Here is a 20,722-nt window from a genome sequence, read left to right on the forward strand (position 1 = left end):
ATGTTACTTTTTAAGGAGGGCGTATGGCAACCAATACTTTTACCGATTTGTGCCACATCTTTGTTAAAGGCGGAGATGGCGGCGCAGGTTGTATGTCGTTTCGTAGAGAAGCATACGTCCCTAAAGGCGGCCCCGATGGTGGTGATGGAGGAGAGGGCGGAAGCATTATACTTCGTGCAAAGACGTCGGTTTCTTCTTTAGTTGCCTTTAGGTTTAAACATCATTTTAGAGCCGAGCGTGGAACACACGGTCAAGGCGCTCGTAAACATGGAAAAGATGGAGAGTCTCTTATTTTAGATGTGCCAGTTGGTACCGTGGTAAGAGAGCTTGATTCAAAAACTATGAAGCCACTCTATACGCTGGCAGATCTTACCGTTGACGGACAAGAGGTTGTTGTTGCACAAGGAGGACATGGGGGCCGCGGTAATATTCACTTTGTGACATCTGTTCGACGTTCTCCTGCTTTTGCCGAGAAAGGCGAGCCTGCACAAGAACATTGGATTGAACTCGAAATGAAAGTTATGGCCGATGCTGCGCTGGTTGGTATGCCCTCGGTTGGAAAAAGTTCGCTCATTGCGCGCCTAAGTGCGGCGCGTCCTAAAATTGCTGATTATCCGTTTACTACGCTTGTTCCAAATTTAGGAATGGTTCGCGCTGCTTCAGGCTATTCTTTTGTTGTGGCCGATGTTCCCGGTTTAATCGAAGGCGCAAGTGAAGGAAAAGGCCTTGGTCATCAGTTTTTACGTCATATAGAACGCAGCGCGCTCATTTTGCACGTTGTGGATATAACTGGCGGTCTTGAGGGTCGCGATCCCGTTATGGATTATCACACCATTAATCACGAACTAGAAGCTTATGCTCCCGAGCTAAGCCAGCGCCCACAAATTGTGCTTGCAAATAAATGCGACATGCCCTACAACGCTCAAGCTCTTGAAGAACTTAAACGTCTCGCTCTTGCCGCAGGCCATAGCTTTATCGAAGTTTCAGCTCTTACAGGAAAAGGTATCGAAACACTTAAAAATGTTTGCGCTTCGCAGGTGTATGAATTACGAAAAGAGCTTCATGCTCAAACATTAAAAGACGCCGAACGCACACAAATTGAAACTCAAAAGGTTCGCTACGAGCTTACACGACGTGAGAATATGGTTCATATAACGCAAGAATCAACAGGTATTTGGCGTGTGAGCGGAACTCGTGTTGAGCGTATGGTTGTTCAAACTGATTGGGAAAATGATGAAGCTGTTGTGTACCTACAACATCGTTTTGATCGAATTGGTCTTGAAGAACGTCTGATGAAACATGGTGCAAAGCCTGGCGATGAAATACGTATCCTTGGGTATTCATTTACCTTTGAAGGAGCAGATACACTCACAGGTGAGGTAGATGATATGTCTGGTGATGCTACCTCTCTAGATACGACGTTGGTTGTTGAAGAAGATGATTCAAGTTTGGATGATGCATCTGCCTCAACTGCAGCTGATACGTCTGTCGTTTCGCCTGATGTACCCTCTGCATAATTTTAGTATGTTGCACGTACGTAATAAGGATATCTCATAAAGGAGCGTTGATTTTGCAGGATATCTTTGAAGTCTCAGATATTTATGTCATAAAAATAGGTTCATCTACCTTGGTCGATGCAACAGGCGAGGTGGATACTGCATATATCCAAAAACTTGCCGATGATATCGCGGCGTTTAAGGCGGCAGGTAATCATGTAATTGTGGTTTCATCTGGTGCAGTTGCTGCAGGTATGAAGCGTTTGCATATGTCGGTGCGCCCAAGCGATATCCCTTCCCTTCAAGCTTGCGCAGCGGCTGGTCAGGCACTCTTAACCGAGGCATATGCACAAGCACTTGGTGCTCATGACATAAGTGTTGGACAAGTTTTACTTACCCGTCATGATGTGTGTAGTAGAGAAACGTATCTTAACGCTCGAACTACCATAGGAACGCTGTTGCATTTAGGCGCAGTGCCTGTGGTAAACGAAAACGACACCGTTTCGGTTGCCGAATTTACGTTTGGAGATAATGACACCCTTGGTGCAATTGTTGCTACGTTGGTTCATGCTGATGCCTATATTATTTATACCGATGTCGATGGTTTATACACCGCAAATCCTGCAACTGATTCTCAAGCGCGCCATATAGATACGGTTCATAAAATAACTCCCGAGCTTATGGCTTGCGCTACGGGTTCGGTGTCAGGCGTTGGTACCGGTGGAATGTCTACTAAGCTTTATGCCGCACGCGCAGCTCTGGCGGCAGGTATTACTACCATTATTTGCAACGGTCATCACACCTATTCACTTGACGATATCGTTCAAAATCGTGTTTCTCAAACGCGCTTTGTTCCTGAATCTACGCATACCCCCGAAAATGCTCGTAAGCTCTGGATAGGCATTGCTGAAATTCCGCAAGGAAGCGTTACGGTTGATGCAGGAGCAAAACAAGCGCTCATCAAAGAGGGTGCATCGCTTTTGCCAGTTGGTATACGCGAAGTTAAAGGCACATTTCATGCAGGCGATGTTATTAGCGTGCGTGATGAACATTCTTCGTTGATTGCTCGCGGCATAAGCAAGTATTCTTCCGACGATCTTTGTGTTTCAAAAGGCTTAAAACTTGATGTTATTGCACGTTTTATGCCCCAAAAAGCAAATATTCCTGTAATACATAAAGATGAGCTCTTGCTGTTTTAATTCTACTCGTGTAAAACATCTATAAACTAATGATAAACCTGCTTAAAGTTGGAAATGAGGTCACCATGTCAGAGGCACTTGATAAAGCTCGTTTGGCGCATACTGCGTCCATGAGCATGCGACAAGCTTCTTTGAGCCAAAGAAATCATGCACTTACTATGTGCGCAAAGCTCATTGGAAGTTCTTCCGATGAAATTTTACGTGCTAATTCTAAAGATCTTGAGCGCGCACACGACTGCAATCTTCCTCAACCTTTGATAGATCGTTTGCTTTTAACGCCCGAGCGCTTAGAAGCAATGCAAAGTTCGCTTCTTCAAATTGCGGCTCAAAGTGATCCACTTGGTCAAATTCGTAGTGGTCATACCCTTGAAAACGGAATACAAATGCAACAGATAACGGTTCCTTTAGGGGTAGTTGCCATCATTTATGAAGCGCGTCCAAATGTAACGGTTGATGCTTTTGCGCTTTGTTTAAAAAGCGGAAATGCATGTATTCTCAAAGGCGGATCTGCCGCTCGCGAATCGTGCAGTATACTCGCGCGCCTATGTCAACAAGCGCTTGCTCAAGCAGGGCTTCCTCAAGATGCAGTTCAATATATAGAAAGTACCGATCACAGCGAAACAGAAAAACTTATGGGCGCACGCGGGCTTATTGATGTTCTTATTCCTCGTGGAAGCGCGCGCCTTATACAATCTGTGGTTCGTCATGCACAAGTTCCAACCATAGAAACTGGGGTAGGGAATTGTCATGTATATCTTCATAAGTCACTTTCTAGCAAAGAAGACATTTCAAAAGCTGTTTCGGTGGTTGTTAATGCAAAAACTTCACGTCCTGGTGTTTGTAATGCAGCAGAATCGCTTTTGGTTGATACATGTGCTGCGCCCGAGCTTTTACCGCCAGTGTTGCGTGCGCTTGACGCGCGCGGCGTAGAGCTTGTAGGAGATGCATGTGCCATGCACATTGCACATGAATGTAACATAGCTATGCAGCTTGCAGATGAGCAAGATTGGGCAACGGAATATCTTGATCTTAAAATGAGTGTACATTGTGTTGCCGATATTGATGAAGCAATTGAGCACATTAACCGTTATGGAACTGGTCATTCTGAAGCGATTCTTGCACAAGATTACAAAGCTTGTCAAAAATTCTTAACGTTGGTTGATGCGGCTGCGGTCTATGCAAATGCGTCTACGCGCTTTACCGATGGTGGCGAGTTTGGATTAGGCGGAGAAATTGGCATTTCTACGCAAAAGTTGCATGCACGAGGCCCCTTTGCTGCAGCTGCACTTACCACTACCAAATATATTTTACGCGGACAAGGACAAATTCGATGAATTCTGCAGAAGAAAGCTCAGCTCAACATTCTATGCCGCCTGATGATAAGAGCGTTCGTTCTCTGCATGAACAACGTGTTGCAGCTCGTTGTAGCTATCCTGCTTCTTTAGATAAACTCACGCCCTCAGAAATTGCCTATCTTAATGCCGAGCACGCAGTGTGCGATTTACCTGAGCTTGGGCAAGATAGAGATAAAACGTATCGATTAGGCATTATGGGCGGTACGTTTGATCCCATTCACCATGGCCATCTTGTTGCAGCCGAAACGGCATATGATGAGCTGAATTTGGATCTTGTCCTTTTTATGCCTTGTGGGTCTCCAGCGTTTAAGCAAAACCGTCATGTTGCAACGGCAGAAGATCGCTATGCCATGGCAATTCTTGCCACTGCTGATAATCCTCATTTTTTGGTTTCTCGCTTTGAGATCAATCGTGCAGGTATTACCTATACCGCCGATACGCTGCGTTTGCTTCGCGCTTTTTACCCTGATAATGTAGAATTCTTTTTCATTACGGGTGCAGATGCTATTGCAAATATTATTTATTGGCATGATGCGCATAAAATTTCTTCATCATGTCACTTTGTTGCTGCAACGCGCCCTGGTTACGATCTACGCAGCGCACAGCGTCGCATAGAGGCATCAAATCTTCACTTAGACATACGCTATTTAGAAGTTCCGGCGCTCTCAATTTCATCAAGCTACCTGCGCGAACGCGTGCAACATCAACGCTCACTGAGGTATCTTACGCCTGATACAGTTACGGGTTATATTCATAAACATCTTTTGTACGGGGCGAATATTCGCGTGTATAAGCATATGGATTCTGATAAAGATTTATAAACTTTAGATTACGTTATAACTTTTATCTTCTTTATGTTGGCGTACATGCTATCATGTACATAAGGCGATGATAAGGACGCGTCTTTTGCTCACTTGCCTTTTAGAGAGTAACGGTAGCTGGAATGTTATAGGCAACGCAATAAGATATCACCTTTGAGCTGTGGTTCAAACAAAACTTTAAACGCATATATCAAGTTTAAAGTTTTTAGTAGATGCCACCGTACATGACAGACGACACATGTCAACCGAGTAAAGCGGAGTAAGATTTCTGCTCGCTGGGTGGTTTAAGCGAAGTGCTTGTAACGCTTACAATGCGTGTTATCTACGCTTCGTCCCAGCAAGGAGGGACGGGCGTTTTTTTTATGCCGTGTGTACGGTTAAAACGTTCGATACGACATGAAAGGATTTTCACGTGGCTAACGAATATAAGAGCTCTATGAATTTACCAAAGACCTCTTTTGCTATGCGTGCGGGCCTTGCACAAAACGAGCCAAAACGTCTTAAAATGTGGGAAGAAAATCATGTATACGAGCTTTTGCAAGCTCAAAATGAAGGTCATGATAAGTTTGTGCTTCATGATGGACCTCCCTATGCAAATGGTCCTATTCATTTGGGTCATGCACTTAATAAAATCTCAAAGGATATTATCAATCGTTACTGGTCGATGCGCGGATATCAAACGCCGTTTATTCCTGGTTGGGATTGCCATGGTCAACCTATTGAGCATAAAGTTGAACAAATGCTTGGAACGCAAAAGTTTAACCAACTCTCAACTGCTAAAATTCGTGAGCTTTGTCGTAAAATGGCCGTTGAACAAGTTGATACCCAGCGTCAGGGATTTAAGCGTTTGGGCGTTTTGGCAAAGTGGAATGATCCTTATTTAACCTATACGCACGACTACGACGCCACCGATATTGAGATTTTCAAAAAAATCTACGACAAAGGATCAATTTATCGCGGTAGAAAGCCTGTTCACTGGTGTATGTATTGTCACACCGCATTGTCAGAAGCCGAAATTGAATATGGTGATGAGATTTCACCTGCTATCTTTGTTCGTTTTGCAATGACGAGCGTTCCGGCAGGCCTTGAAGCTTATGCCGATAATCTATGGGTAGATATTTGGACAACCACTCCGTGGACGCTTCCAGCAGATGACTGTGTTATCTTGCATCCCGAAGCCACCTATGTTGGTGTTTTGGTTGACGGTCGCTGTGAGCTTATGGCTGAGGCTCTTGTCAAAAAATGTTGCGATAAATTTGGTTATGATTCCTATGAGTTGGCACGTGATGCCCAAGGAAATACCTGGCGTGCAACGGGTACTCAATTGCAGGGTAATACCTATCTTTTGCCAATTTTTGGCGAGCAAGGTGAAACTGGTGTATTTATTTACGCAGACTATGTAACCCTTGATGATGGTACCGGTGTTGTTCACTCGGCTCCTGGACACGGTGTGGACGACTATATTGCAGGTTGTAAGTTTGGCGTGCCCGTTGTTATGCCAGTAGATGATAACGGCTGCTTTTATGAAGGAACTGGATTGGGTACGGGAGGTCCTTTCTCGGGCATGAACGTAAACGATGCTAATCCTTGTGTTATTGATTGGCTTACTAAGCGTCATACCCTTATTCTTCACGAAGATATATCACACTCGTATCCTCACTGTTGGCGTTGTAAAAAGCCCGTTATCTTTAGGGCAACTGATCAGTGGTTTGTTTCAATGGACCAAACTAACTTACGTAACCAAGCAACTCAAGAACTTGCCCATGTTACCTTTTATCCTGCTCATGCCGCTCGTCGTATTGGTACCATGGTTGAAGGTCGACCCGATTGGTGTATTTCTCGTCAGCGCAACTGGGGTGTTCCAATTCCTGCATTTACCTGCAAGGATTGTGGTGAGCTTGTACTTAATGACGCTACGCTTGATAAAACAATCGAACTCTTTAAAAACTGTGGCTCAGATGCCTGGTTTACGCAAGAACCGCAAGACTACTTAGGTGATGCGTGCGTATGTCCCGCGTGTGAATCTCACAACCTTCAAGCAAATAAAGACATTTTGGACGTATGGTGGGATTCAGGAGTTTCTCATACGGCCGTTTGTAAACATCGCCCAGAGCTGCAATTCCCAGCAGATATGTATTTGGAGGGCTCAGATCAGCACCGTGGTTGGTTTATGAGCTCACTTATGACTTCTGTTGGTGCCTATGGAATAGCTCCTTATAAATCTGTTGTTTCTCAAGGATTTACCTTAGATGGACAGGGTAGAAAGATGTCCAAGAGCTTGGGTAATGTTATTGATCCAAACAAAGTGTGTGCTACGCAAGGTGCTGATATCATTCGTTTGTGGGTTGCCTCTGTTGATACTTCTGTTGATGTGTCGTGCGACGAAGAGATATTAAGCCATGTTGGCAATGCTTATCGTCATTTCCGCAATACCTTTAGATTCTTGTTAGGTGAGCTTGAGGATCAGTTTGATCTTGCAACAGATGGCTTGGCATTTGATGATCTTTGTGATTATGATAAATGCGTGCTCACGCGTATGTGCGAAGTTCACAATCAAGTTACCCAAGCGTATCAAGATTATAAGTTTAATCAGGTGTATCGTACGCTTTATGATTACGTAGTAACCGAGTTGTCTCAGGGCTATCTCAACGCTACAAAAGATCGTGTGTATTGTGGTGCAACTACTGGTCTTGAGCGCAGAAGTGCGCTTACAACATGGTCGTATCTTCTTGCCATGCTTGTTCGTGATTTGCAACCTATTTTGGTATTTACCTGCGATGAAGTTCTTGAGCATATGCCCCAATCGCTTCGCGAAGGAAAGACCTTTGCAGCACTTCTTTCGTGGTTTAGCGTTCCTGTTGATGAAAAACATATGGCAACATATCTTCCTGCATACAAAGCACTTGTTCAAATCCGTAACTCATTTACCAAGGCATACGAGCGTGCGCGTGAGGATACATCGTTTGACGAAAACACAACGCAAGCAACACTTGCTCGTATTTCGCTTACGTCTGAGATGAAAAAAGCGCTCGAAGTAGTGCCTCATTTGGATGTTGCAGAGGCTTTGGTGTGCTCTGCAGTTGAGCTTTCTGATGGCGAAGATTTGAGCTGTAGCGTTGTTCAGGCAACGGGTTCAAAATGTCCGCGTTGTTGGAATTGGCGTCATCTTGAATCTGATGGCTTGTGTTCTCGTTGTAGTGAGGTTATGGGTAACTTATAAACGCCTTGTGCAATCTGCGATTTTTGAGGTAATTTGTAAAATATATGCGCTCAATTTGTACGTTTAAGTTGAGCGCAGCGTGTTTTTGATGATAAAGAGAGGATTCGTGTATGACAAAACAGAGCTCAAAACAACAGGGCCTGAGTTTGCCTTGTTTGCTAACTCTGTTTATATGTGCATGTGTGCTTGTGGGCATTGATCAACTAAGTAAATGTATCGTAAGAGATCGGTTACCTCTTTTTGCAAAGCGTCCTTTCCTAGAAGGAATTATTGAGTTCTATCACGTAGAAAATAGTGGCGCCGCCTTTAGTTTTGCCGAAGGCGCGCTTCCGTTTTTTGTTATATGTGCGCTTGTGGCGCTGTGTGCTATTTTTTACTATCTTATACGTAAATGCACCAATCTTTTTCTTGGGTGTACGTTAATGCTTATCGCTTCGGGTGCTTTAGGTAATTTAATAGACAGGCTCATATATCACACCGTATGCGATTTTTTTGCAACACAGTTTATCTCGTTTCCTATTTTTAATATTGCCGACATATATGTAACGCTTGGTGCATGTGGCGTCTTTGTTTATTCTTATGTTGTCTCTCGAAATCAGGCGCAAGATGAGTGAAACGCATATTCAACTTTTAGTTACACCTCAATACGATCGCATGCGGCTTGATGCTTTTTTGTCAACGTGTTCAGAATTAGGCGCACGTAATGCGTGTGCACACCTTATTGAACAGGGAAAAGTTGAAATTAATGATACACTTGCGTTGTCTAAATCCGAGCGTGTGCGCTTAGGTGATCGCATCTGTGTAGCTCAAGAAGTAGAAAATACCTTGTCATCTCATATCATGCCTAATGCATCCATCCCTTTGGATATTCGTTATGAAGATGATTATCTGTTAGTTATTTCAAAGCAAACGGGTTTGGTATGTCATCCTTCTCCTGGTCACGTTGATGACACGCTCTCTAATGCCTTAGTAGCGCATTGTGGATACGAGCATTTAGGATTATTGCAAGGAGACGATCGCCCAGGTATTGTGCATCGCCTTGATATGGATACAACTGGTTTAATGGTTGCTGCAAAAGACAACGCAACCCAGCAAGCGCTTCAAGATTTAATCCGTTTGCGTGTCTTTGATCGTCGCTATATTGTGCTGGTGCAAGGTTATGTTACGCCTGATGAAGGTACTATCACAACTGGTATTGCGCGTTCCAAAAAAAATCGCCTTAAAATGTGCATAAGCAAAGATCCTGCGTCACGCGAAGCTATTACAACGTTTAAAACGCTTGAACGATTTGAGGCAGGTTCAAAAGACGATGGGTATTCGCTGCTTGAGTGCCATCTTTATACAGGTAGAACGCATCAAATTCGCGTACATATGCGCTACGTTGGTCATAGTGTTGTGGGAGATCCGCTCTATGGAAGAAAAGGCGATGCACTTAATCAGGGATTACAACGGCAATTTTTACATTCGTGGCGCATGTCATTTGATCATCCTATAACGCATGAACATCTCCAATTTTGCGATACGCTTCCGTCCGATTTATCCGAGGTTTTAGCGCGGCTTCAACCTCAATCAATGGGTAGAACTGCAGACGGCGAGCGCATATGCGCTGAGCTCAAACTTTAAGCAGCTTTTGTATCTCGTGCAGATTTAGGTCTTTTTCCTTCTTTTGCAATTATTTTAAAGACTCGTAACTTTTGTCTTTTTGAGATGTATAGCTCATTATTTACGCTACTATAGATGTACAAACTCATTCGGTCATGGGATCCATTACCTATGGGTCTACATAAGGATTTGGGAGTTAGACTATATGAATTTAACTGCGCTTGGAATAACGCCTATCGTTATTTTTAACGGTGTTGTATGGTTCTTCTTTACGTTTGCTTATTTTTATCAGATCGTGTACTTAATTCGCGTTATGTTCAAAGGCAATGTTGTTTTGCCTCAAGCAAAAAAGCACCATCGGTATGCATTTGTAATTCCTGCTCACAATGAGGAGTCTGTGGTAGGCAATTTAGTTACTTCAATCCTTTCTCAAAAATATGAAGGCACCATTGATTGCTATGTAATTGCAGATGCGTGTACCGATAAAACGTTTGAACGTGCGCAAGCTGCAGGTGCTATTACCTGGGCACGTAATGACCTTGTTCGTAAGGGTAAAAGTTGGGTGCTTGATTATGCATTTAACCGAATTTTAGACGAAAAACCCGACGCGTATGATGCGTTCTTTATTATGGATGCAGATAATATTTTGTCGCCTAATTACGTTGAGATTATGAATCGGGCCTATGACGCAGGCTATCTTGTATGTACCAGTTATAGGAATTCAAAGAATTTTGATTCGAGCTGGATTAGCTCCGCATATGCACTTTGGTTTTTGCGCGAAGCCAAGTTTTTAAATAATGCTCGTATGATGCTTGGAACAAGTTGCGCAATTTCGGGCTCGGGCTGGATGGTTGCAGTTCCTATTATTCGTGGTATGCATGGGTGGCGTTTTCATACGCTTACTGAAGACATTCAATTTTCTACCTTTTGTTGTGCTCATGATATTCAAATTGGTTATGCGCCTGCAGAGTTTTTTGACGAACAACCCATCACCTTTAAAGCGTCATGGACACAACGTATGCGCTGGACAAAGGGTTTTTATCAGGTATTTTTCTCGTATTTCAAGAATTTGGTACACGGTATTTCGCATAAACGTTTTTCTTCGTATGACATGCTTATGACCGTTGCGCCAGGAATGATACTTACGCTTCTTTCGTTTTTCGTAAATGCAGCTTATCTTATTGTTGGAAGCTTAAGTCATGGTTTTATAGCAACTACTGCCGAGCTTGCAATGTGTATCGCATCACTTTTTGTTACGTTTTTGTCTATGTACATTACGTTTTTTATTTTGGGTCTTATTACAACTATTTCCGAAAGAAAGCATATCCATTCACGTAAGAAGTGGCGTGTACTTGCGAATATCTTTACGTTCCCGCTCTTTATGATGACCTATATTCCAATTACGGTAGCCGCCTTGTTTAAAAAAGTTGAATGGGTTCCTACTAAACACGACATAGCTGTTAATTTTGATCAAGTTATGAGTGAAGGAACACAGAACATATAAATTGCAAAGGTGCTACAATCTATACAATTTAAGGTATAAGCGGATGCGTTGTTGACTTTAGCAACAACACAAATCGCAAAGCGCAACACATGTATCGTTTTAAGCGATATGTATTACTGTACAGGATGTCGAGCCAAAGGAGATTGGGATGGCTAAATTTTTTGAGGAAGAATCGCATACATTTTCGGAGTATTTGCTGGTACCAGGATATTCCTCAAGTAAAAACATTCCGTCTAATGTTTCGCTCGAGACGCCTCTTGTACGCTATGCAAAAGGTGAAAAGCCTTCTATTACCATGCATATTCCTATGGTTTCAGCTATAATGCAGGCCGTTTCTGGCCCTCGTCTTGCTATTGCACTTGCGCAAGAAGGGGGCATTTCTTTTATTTACGGTTCTCAAAGTCCCGAAAATGAAGCACAAATGGTACGTGAGGTTAAAAGCTATAAAGCTGGTTTTGTCATTTCTGATTCTACGCTAACTCCTGATATGACGCTCGCTGATGTTTTGGAGCTTAAAGAACGTACTGGTCATACCACCATGCCTGTTACCGAAGACGGTACTCCTACTGGTAAATTCTGCGGTATTGTCACATCTCGTGATTATCGTGTGTCTCGTGATGAACCGCAAAAGCCTGTGCGTGAATTTATGACCACAGCATCTGAGTGCATAACCGCAAACGCGCGCACGTCGCTTAAAGAGTGTAATGATATTATTTGGGAGCAAAAAGTTAATCAGCTTCCTATTGTTGACGATGACGGTAATCTTGTTTCTTTGGTATTTCGTAAGGATTATGATTCTCATAAATCTCGTCCAGATGAACTGCTTGACGAGCACAAACGTTATATCGTTGGTGCAGGTATTAATACACGCGACTATGCACAGCGTGTACCTTTGCTTATAGACGCTGGGGCAGATGTATTGTGCATTGACTCATCTGAAGGTTTCTCTGAATGGCAAAAGCTCACTATTGATTGGATTCGCGAGCACTATGGTACCAGTGTAAAAGTTGGTGCTGGAAATGTTGTTGACGCTGCTGGATTTAGATATCTTGCTGATTGTGGCGCCGATTTTGTTAAAGTTGGAATCGGCGGCGGTTCAATTTGCATTACACGCGAGCAAAAAGGTATTGGCCGTGGTCAAGCTTCTGCCTTGATCGATGTATGCCGTGCTCGCGATGAGTATTACGAGCAAACAGGTGTGTATGTTCCTGTATGTTCTGACGGTGGTATTGTTTACGATTATCATATGACACTTGCTCTTGCGATGGGTGCTGACTTCCTTATGTTGGGCCGTTATTTTGCACGTTTTGATGAGAGCCCAACACGTCGTCTTAACGTAAACGGATCCTATGTTAAAGAGTATTGGGGCGAAGGCTCTGCTCGTGCACGCAACTGGGCGCGTTACGATTTAGGCGGTAAAAAGAAAGCTCTGTCATTTGTTGAAGGCGTTGATTCTTACGTTCCTTATGCTGGACCACTTAAAGATAACGTTGAAGGATCGCTTACAAAAGTACGTTCTACCATGTGTAACTGTGGTGCGCTCACGCTTGCTGAACTTCGCGATAAAGCACGTATTACGCGCGTTTCTGCTACGTCTTTGGTAGAAGGCGGCGCGCACGATGTTATGTTAAAAGAATCAAATTCCGATATGAACTTTAGGTAGGGAGAGCCTCTATGTCACAAAATTCTCAAACTGCGCACGAGATACCTGTTTACGACGCAGCACAGATCGAAACAAAATGGCAAAAGGTTTGGGAGCAAAACAATAGCTTTGCTACAGATTCAAAAAAAGATTGCCCTAAGAAATATGTGCTTGAGATGTTCCCTTATCCTTCTGGTGATCTTCACATGGGGCACGCACGCAATTACACCATAGGCGATGTAATGGCTCGACAAGCGCGTATGCGTGGATTTGATGTTTTGCATCCTATGGGTTTTGATGCGTTTGGTCTACCTGCAGAAAACGCTGCTATCAAGCATCATACCGAGCCGTCTACATGGACATATTCTAATATCAATCAGGCAATTTCTACCATGAAGCGTATGGGATTTTCGTATGATTACCAACGCATGTTTAACACTTGCGACCCAACTTATTACACCTGGGGTCAGTGGATGTTTATTAAAATGTGGGAAAAGGGATTAGTCTATCGTGGAAATTCCTTAGTAAATTGGTGCCCTGTTTGTAAAACCGTTCTTGCTAATGAGCAGGTTATCAACGGAAGATGCTGGCGCTGCGATACAATCAACCAAAAAAAGAAGCTTTCACAATGGTATTTTAAAATTACCGCTTATGCTCAAGAGCTTCTTGATGACCTTGATACGCTTACCGGCTGGCCAGAAAACGTTATTTCTCAACAAAGAAATTGGATTGGCCGCTCTGTTGGTACCGAGATTGATTTTTCTGTTCTTGCCGCCTGCGATAGCGACAAGCTTGTGAGCAAAGAGACGGAATTTATCACCGATGAACAGCGTTCTTCTTTGGGTGAGCTCGAAAAACTTACGGTATTTACCACGCGTGCAGATACGATTTATGGTGTATCATTTTTGGTGCTTCCTCCCGAAAGTGAAGTTGCAGCAAAATTAGTCCAAGGAACTGCTCACGAAGAGGAATTTCTAAAACTTAAAGCTGCTACCGAAAAAATTTCTGCTGTTGATCGTCAAGGTTCTCATCGCGAAAAGAATGGTGTATTTACCGGTCGATATGCCCTTAATCCTGTTAATAATCGTCTGGTACCTATTTGGATTGCTGATTATGTCTTAAGTGATTATGGAACTGGTGCTGTTATGGGTGTTCCATGCGGCGACCAGCGCGATTTTGATTTTGCTCAAAAATATAATCTTGAGATCGCGCCTATCATTTGCTCTCAAGATGACGACCTCTACAACGAGCTGTGTAATGAAAAAGAGCTTAAAGTGCGCCATGTCATGTGGGATCAAGCAATGGAAGCTCAGGGTTATCTTGTGCAATCGGGTCCCTTTACGGGAATGAAAGGTGGTAAGCATTCTCAAGCCGAGCAAGCTATTACCGAGTATCTTACCAACAAGGGTTGTGCTCGTAAGACTGTTCAATATCGCCTGCGTGACTGGCTTATTTCTCGTCAGCGTTATTGGGGAAATCCAATTCCTATGATTCACTGTGACGCATGTGGTGATGTTGCGGTTCCGCTTAAAGATTTGCCTGTTTTATTGCCTAAACACTTAAATCTTGAGAATGGCCAAACGCTTGCTGATTCAAAAGAATTCTATGAAACTACGTGTCCAAAATGCGGAAAGCCTGCTCGACGCATTACCGATACGATGGATACGTTTACCTGTTCAAGCTGGTATTTCTTAAGGTATTGTGATCCTCATAATACTGAGCTTCCTTTCTCAAAAGAAGCCGTTGAGCGTTTTATGCCGGTAGATAACTATATTGGCGGTATCGAGCACGCTATTTTGCATCTTTTGTATTCACGTTTTTGGACAAAAGTTATGCGCGATTTAGGCTTGTGTTCAATCGACGAGCCGTTTACCAATCTTTTGTGTCAAGGTATGGTTCGCGATGAACATGGCGATACGATGAGCAAATCTAAGGGTAACGTTGTGCCACCTTCAAGTGTTATTGAACCATTTGGTGCCGATACCTTGCGTTTGGCAATTTTGTTTATTGCGCCGCCCGAGAAAGATTTCGATTGGGATACCGAAGTTGTTCAAGGCACTAATCGTTTTCTCAAGCGTGCATGGCGTCTTGCTTGGCAATTTATTTTTGCTGCACGCGATGCAGGTCTTAGCACAACCATAGTTCCTAACGATTCTGCTTTAGAGCACGCAAATCTTACTCACGCCGAGCAAGAGCTTGTTCGCGCGCTTCATACGCTTGGTCTTAAATGCACGCGTGACTTTGATAAAAATCAATTTAATACTGCTATTTCTGCAGTTATGGAGTTGGTTAACGCTGCGTCTAAGTGTTATGTAGATCAACACGAAACACTTAATCCTCATCTTGCGCTGCGTTTGGCGCATGACATTGTTTTGCTGCTTGCTCCTGTGTGTCCACACTGGGCTGAAGAAATTTACCAGCAGGCATTTGTTGATACTTCAAAGCCCTTTGATTCGATTTATGACGCGTCTTGGCCTGAGTTTGATGAAGCACGTACAAAACAATCTCGCATCGAAATTGTTGTTCAAATCCAAGGTAAAGTGCGTGGCCATGTAGAAGTTGATGCTGATGCTTCTTCTGAGGTTATCCAACAAGCAGCTCTTGAAAGTGTCGCCGCTCAGCTTGAAGGAAAAACGGTGAAAAAAGTAATTGTGATTCCTCATAAATTGGTAAACATTGTTGCTTGCTAGTTTTTCCATGGTTGAACTCATCTTGCGTTTAATGTCCGACGCTTTTGTGCGGCGTTTGCGTACGCGCTGTATGTAAACGTGCATATGTTGTGGTGATACGTTTGTTGTGCTACACTGAACGTAAGTTATTTTGACTTTTGTAAGGAAGTAAGGTTTTTCGACCTTGCTTCCTTTTAATATGAATCGGTTATATGCTGTGTGGTGAGGAGTGCACGTGAGCTTAGAAGATATTCAGACAACCTTGCTCAAGGCTTTGGAAGAAGCAGCTACGCCAAGAGGCATTGATATTGTTGATGTTGAACTAGCTGGAACGCGAACAGCTCCGGTTATTCGCCTGCGTATCGACCATCTTGATGAGACTTTGCCTACCATTACCTTAGACGAAGTAGCCGCTCAAAGTGAATGGATTAATGAAGTTCTTGATAGTCTTGATCCAATTGATTCCTCTTACACGCTGGAGGTTTCATCTCCTGGTCTTGCACGCCCTCTTCGTCGCATTCACGATTTTGAGCGTTTCTGTGGTCAAGAGGTAGAACTTGTCACGCGCGCACAACAGGGCCGCAAACGGTTTACTGGCAAGCTTTCATCTGTTGCAGACAATACATTTACCCTCATCGTTGACGGCCAAGATATGACGTTTACGATAGATGACGTAAAGTCGTGCAAAATTAAACCTACATTTTAGTTTTATCTCGTACAAGCAAGCAGATTACAAAAAGTAAAAAGGCGGGTTTTGCCTTTGTTGAAAGGATTTATATATGGCATCGAACATGGTAGAAGCACTCATTGATATTTGCCAAAAAACGCATTTAGACGAGCTCTATATTGTTGATCGACTTGAACAAACACTTGCTAAAAATTATGCTGACATTTTACATCTTGAGCATGGAGCACGTGTTACTATCGACCGTGTTACTGGAAAAGTTTATGTGTATGAGCTTATTCCCAAAGGCGAGCCCGATCCCGAAACAGGGGAGTACCAAGACTTTGATGAGCGCGATGTAACACCAAAAGAAGCAAGCCGTTTAGTTGTACAGCATACTAAGCAAGAACTTGCCGAAATTATCCGCAGTGCTGGTCGTCAGCAGATTTTTGAAGAGTTTTCAAAGCGCGTTGGTGATCTTATCACCGGTACTGTTTTACAGACTACCTCCGACTTTGCCATTATTAAAATACGTGATGGAGTAGAGGCAGAGCTTCCTTATTTTGATCCTCATCGTTATCCTGACGAAAGAAATGAGCGTCCTGCTAATGAGCACTATGCCCACAATCAGCGTCTTCGTGCGTTAATTGTTGAGGTTCGCGATCCTCACGCTAATCAGCAGCAAATAAGAGGTGAGCGTCAGCGTCCATCCATTGTTGTGTCGCGTACGCATCCCGATCTTATTTCGCGTTTGTTTGAGCTCGAAGTGCCTGAGATTTTTGATGGTGTTGTTTCAATTGCGTCTGTTGCGCGCGAACCTGGTATTCGTTCAAAAATTGCGGTAAGCTCTACAGATCCTCATCTCGACCCCGTTGGTGCTTGTGTTGGCCCTAAAGGCTCGCGTGTTCGCACGGTGGTTTCAGAGCTTCGCGGTGAACGCGTTGATGTTGTTATGTGGAGCGATGACCCTGCAATCAATGTTGCTAATGCACTTTCACCTGCTAAAGTTTCACGTGTTTTAGTTGATAGGGAAAACAATTATGCTACCGTGATTGTTCCTGACGATCAGCTTTCCTTAGCTATTGGTAAAGAGGGTCAAAATGCTCGTTTGGCTGCGCGTCTTACGGGCATGCATATTGACATCAAAAACGAAACGCTTGCAGCCGACATTTTACGCGATCTTAAGAAAACCCCTCAGCCCGTTGACAAAGACGGCGACTATCGCTGCGAATTTGTAAGCGCCGATAAAGGTCAATGTCGCAATGTTGCTCGTCCGGGTTCTAGGTATTGTCGTCTTCACGAACAACTTGCCTCGGGTGCTCAAAGCGATTTTTCCGATGATCCAGATTCACTCATTTAGTGCGCGGCTTTCCTCGAAATCCGACACAGCCCCCAACGAAAGGTGTTTATATGGCAAAAACCCGCGTACATAACCTTGCTAAAGATTACGGAATGTCAAGCAAAGAGATGCTTGATCATTTAGCTCAACTTAAGATTCCTGTTAAAAGTGCTTCTTCTACGATTGAGGATGCATATATCTCTATTATTAAAAAAAGCTTGCAACCTATTTTAGAAGCACGTGCTGCTGAGATTGAAGCCAAGAAGCTTAAAGCCGAGCAAGAGCGCGCTGAAGAAGAAAAGAAGGCCGAGCAAGCTGCAGAAAAACAACGTCTCGAAGCTGAAGCTCGTCGCGAAGCTGAGCGCAAAGAAGAAGAGAAGAAACGTAAAGCTGCCGAAGCGGCTCGTAAGCGTGCAGAAGAAGAAGCTGCAGCAGCTAAGGCGCGCCTTGAAGCAGAGCAAGAGCGCACACGTGTTAAAGACACCGCTCCTCGTGCAACTTCTGGTTTTTCCAGTCTTTTAGATCAGATTGCTCAGCAAGAAGTAGTTTTACAAGAAAATCTTGAGCAAAAAAAGAAAAAGGCGGAGCATAAAAATGCTAAAAATGCCAAAAGTGCTCACAAAACTTCTGTAGTGGCTGCGCCTTCGTCTTCACACGAAAAAGCACATAACACGTCTGTGGCTTCTCACATTTCATCAGCTGAGGCACCAACTCGTGGAGACTCTGCCGATACGCCTCATAATAAGCGTCGTCGTAATTCATCTCATATGTCTCGTGATGACATGGATTATAACGATTCAGAGCAGGGGCGCTCTCGTAAGCAAAAACGCGGACGTCGTCAGGAGTCAAACGAAGAAGATCGCTATTCTCGCATGGCGCGTGAAGCTGCGGCCTATAGTCATGCACGCGTGTTCGAAGAAGCGCGTGAAGCTGTTGAAGAGGCAAATCGTGCTTCTACTGGTCGTCGTAAAAAGCGTAAGGAACGCAGACAACAGCAGGCAGAGCAGGCTGCAGAGCAGCAGAAGATTCAAGAAGCTCTTGCTAACGATCAAGACATATCTCAACTTGATACTATTAAAGTTCCGCAAGGTTCTACCGTTTCTCACTTGGCAAAGTTGTTAAACGTTAATGCTAACGATATTATTAAACGCTTATTCTTGCTTGGTTCTCCTTTAACGCTTACCGAGTCTATGTCTGATGATCTTATTGAACTTGTTGCTGATGATATGCATCGCGATATTAAGATTATGACTAAAGAAGAAGAAAATACCTTCTCATTCTACGATGATCCTAAAGATCTTAAACCTCGTCCGCCCGTGGTTACCGTTATGGGTCACGTTGACCATGGTAAAACGTCGCTTTTGGATGCTATTAGACACACAGGCGTTGCATCTGGCGAAGCAGGTGGTATTACACAGGCAATTGGTGCATCTCAGGTTCGCATCAACGGCCGTACGATTACCTTTATTGATACACCAGGTCACGCTACATTTACGGCAATGCGTGCGCGTGGTGCTAAAGTTACCGATATTGTTATCCTTATCGTTGCTGCCGATGATGGTGTTATGCCTCAAACGATTGAGTCTATTAACCATGCAAAAGCTGCAAATGTACCTATTATCGTTGCGGTTAACAAGATAGATAAACCTGGTGCCGACCCCAATCGTGTTCGTCAAGAACTTACCGAGCATGGTGTTATTCCTGAGGACTGGGGCGGAGACAACATGTTTGTTGACATCTCGGCTAAAAAACACATAGGCATTGATACGCTGCTTGAGTCTGTTTTGCTTGAGGCCGATGTATTAGAGCTTAAAGCCAATCCTGACACGTTTGCTTCGGGTAATGTTTTGGAAGCAAAACTTGATCGCGGTCGTGGTTCTGTTGCAACGCTTTTGGTTAACCGAGGAACCCTCCATGTTGGTGACGCCATTGTTGCAGGTCTTACCTTTGGTAAAATCCGCGCTATGATTGACCCGCGTGGAAATAATGTAGAAGTTGCTCGTCCATCCGATCCTGTTGAGGTACTTGGTTTGCAAAGCGTACCTGGTGCAGGTGATGAGTTCCGTGTCTTTTCTGATGAGCGCGATGCTCGTGCATTGGCTGAACAACGCCAGCTTAAGGCACGTATCGAGGAGCAAAATCGTGTTCGCCACGTTACCCTTGAAAACCTCTTTGATACCATGGCTGCATCCGATGTTAAAGAGCTCAATCTCATTATTAAAGCCGATGTTCAAGGTTCTATTGAGGCGCTTCAAGATTCGCTCGACAAGATGGATCAGTCTGAGGTTCGACTTAATACTATTCACTCGGCTGTTGGTGCAATTTCAGAAACCGACGTTGTCTTAGCAGACGCTTCAAACGCAATTATTATTGGATTTGGTGTTCGTCCCGAAGCTAAAGCACGCGCAGCGGCTGAACGTCAAGGTGTTGAGATTAGAACGTATAGCGTTATTTACAAAGCTATCGAAGACATTGATGCTGCACGTATTGGTATGCTTAAGCCAACCGAACAAGAGGTTCAAAGCGCAACCATTGAGGTTCGAAGCACCTTTAAGGTTCCAAAAGTTGGTATCGCTGCTGGTTGTATGGTCGAAGAAGGCGAAGTTCACCGTGATGACTTATGCCGTTTGGTTCGTGACGGTATTGTTGTTTACGAAGGTAAGCTTGCATCCTTGCGCCGCTTCAAAGACGATGTTAAATCTGTAAAAGCAGGATACGAATGCGGTATTGGATTAGACGGATTCCAAGATATTCACCCTGGTGACACTATTGAATCTTATCGTATTGAACAAGTTGCTCGTACAGAGTAGGTAGGTATGAAACAAAATCAGCAATCACGCCATATTAACCATATTGCGCGTGAGAAACTTGCACATATATTGCTTTTTGATATAGCAGATCCCAACTTATCACTTGTGGTAGTGAGTGATGTTGAGGTGTCAGTTGATAAGTCACTCATGGTTGTATATGTAAGTTGCGAGAGTTCTCGCTATGAAGAAGTACAGCGTGGTTTTGCGCGTGCAAAAAGCAGGATTAGGCGCCTGCTTGGTCACGCGCTTGACTGGCGCGTAACTCCTGCGCTTGTGTTTAAGATTGATACCACAGCCGATCAAGCCGAGCGTATTAGTCAGGCTTTGCAGGATGTACCCAAAACGATCCACGTTTCTAAGGATGAGTTTGGCTATCCCATAGAAGAATAGCCGAGCTTGGA

General features: G+C 43.8%; 14 protein-coding genes. All 14 read left to right on the forward strand.

The window, feature by feature from the left end:
* Positions 1-23 precede the first annotated feature (23 nt).
* The 14 genes from obgE (at position 24) to rbfA (ending at position 20,711) form a co-directional block, all read left to right on the forward strand.
* Entirely contained in the window at positions 24-1,517 is a 1,494-nt protein-coding gene (gene obgE, locus AC1DBT_RS05000) for a GTPase ObgE (RefSeq protein ID WP_480018849.1), read from the forward strand.
* A 53-nt stretch (positions 1,518-1,570) separates the two neighbouring features.
* A complete protein-coding gene (proB, locus tag AC1DBT_RS05005; RefSeq protein ID WP_464361974.1) occupies positions 1,571-2,695 on the forward strand; it encodes a glutamate 5-kinase in 1,125 nt (374 codons plus the stop codon).
* A 65-nt stretch (positions 2,696-2,760) separates the two neighbouring features.
* A complete protein-coding gene (locus AC1DBT_RS05010) occupies positions 2,761-4,029 on the forward strand; it encodes a glutamate-5-semialdehyde dehydrogenase (protein WP_416432013.1) in 1,269 nt (422 codons plus the stop codon).
* Positions 4,026-4,871, forward strand: a complete 846-nt coding sequence (gene nadD / locus AC1DBT_RS05015; RefSeq protein WP_480018850.1) for a nicotinate-nucleotide adenylyltransferase — start codon at positions 4,026-4,028, stop codon at positions 4,869-4,871. Before AC1DBT_RS05010 ends, nadD begins: the two co-directional genes overlap by 4 nt.
* A gap of 412 nt (positions 4,872-5,283) precedes the next feature.
* The gene (gene ileS, locus AC1DBT_RS05020) at positions 5,284-8,091 is read left to right on the forward strand and encodes an isoleucine--tRNA ligase (RefSeq protein ID WP_480018851.1); all 2,808 of its coding nucleotides are present in this window, start codon (positions 5,284-5,286) and stop codon (positions 8,089-8,091) included.
* A 110-nt stretch (positions 8,092-8,201) separates the two neighbouring features.
* On the forward strand, positions 8,202-8,705 hold the full coding sequence (gene lspA, locus AC1DBT_RS05025; protein WP_480018852.1) for a signal peptidase II: 504 nt from the start codon (positions 8,202-8,204) through the stop codon (positions 8,703-8,705).
* The gene (locus tag AC1DBT_RS05030) at positions 8,698-9,714 is read left to right on the forward strand and encodes an RluA family pseudouridine synthase (protein ID WP_480018853.1); all 1,017 of its coding nucleotides are present in this window, start codon (positions 8,698-8,700) and stop codon (positions 9,712-9,714) included. The genes lspA and AC1DBT_RS05030 overlap by 8 nt, the downstream gene beginning before the upstream one ends.
* Positions 9,715-9,898: 184 nt before the next feature.
* Positions 9,899-11,197, forward strand: coding sequence for a glycosyltransferase family 2 protein (locus tag AC1DBT_RS05035; protein ID WP_480018854.1), 1,299 nt, complete (start codon positions 9,899-9,901; stop codon positions 11,195-11,197).
* A gap of 148 nt (positions 11,198-11,345) precedes the next feature.
* Positions 11,346-12,860, forward strand: coding sequence for an IMP dehydrogenase (locus AC1DBT_RS05040; protein WP_480018855.1), 1,515 nt, complete (start codon positions 11,346-11,348; stop codon positions 12,858-12,860).
* 11 nt (positions 12,861-12,871) lie between these two features.
* Positions 12,872-15,529: a leucine--tRNA ligase gene (gene leuS, locus AC1DBT_RS05045; protein ID WP_480018856.1), complete on the forward strand. Its 2,658-nt coding sequence runs from the start codon at positions 12,872-12,874 to the stop codon at positions 15,527-15,529.
* A 214-nt stretch (positions 15,530-15,743) separates the two neighbouring features.
* Positions 15,744-16,214 (forward strand): ribosome maturation factor RimP, encoded by a 471-nt coding sequence (locus tag AC1DBT_RS05050; RefSeq protein ID WP_416428335.1) that lies wholly within the window; start codon positions 15,744-15,746, stop codon positions 16,212-16,214.
* Positions 16,215-16,287: 73 nt separating this feature from the next.
* Positions 16,288-17,532: a transcription termination factor NusA gene (gene nusA / locus AC1DBT_RS05055; protein WP_480018857.1), complete on the forward strand. Its 1,245-nt coding sequence runs from the start codon at positions 16,288-16,290 to the stop codon at positions 17,530-17,532.
* 50 nt (positions 17,533-17,582) lie between these two features.
* Positions 17,583-20,321 carry a translation initiation factor IF-2 gene (infB, locus tag AC1DBT_RS05060; protein WP_480018858.1) on the forward strand — a complete coding sequence of 913 codons (2,739 nt, stop codon included), beginning with the start codon at positions 17,583-17,585 and terminating at the stop codon, positions 20,319-20,321.
* A 6-nt stretch (positions 20,322-20,327) separates the two neighbouring features.
* Positions 20,328-20,711: a 30S ribosome-binding factor RbfA gene (gene rbfA, locus AC1DBT_RS05065; protein ID WP_006302830.1), complete on the forward strand. Its 384-nt coding sequence runs from the start codon at positions 20,328-20,330 to the stop codon at positions 20,709-20,711.
* The last annotated feature ends 11 nt before the right edge of the window (positions 20,712-20,722 follow it).

The organism is Fannyhessea sp. C0108B2 (assembly GCF_056583915.1).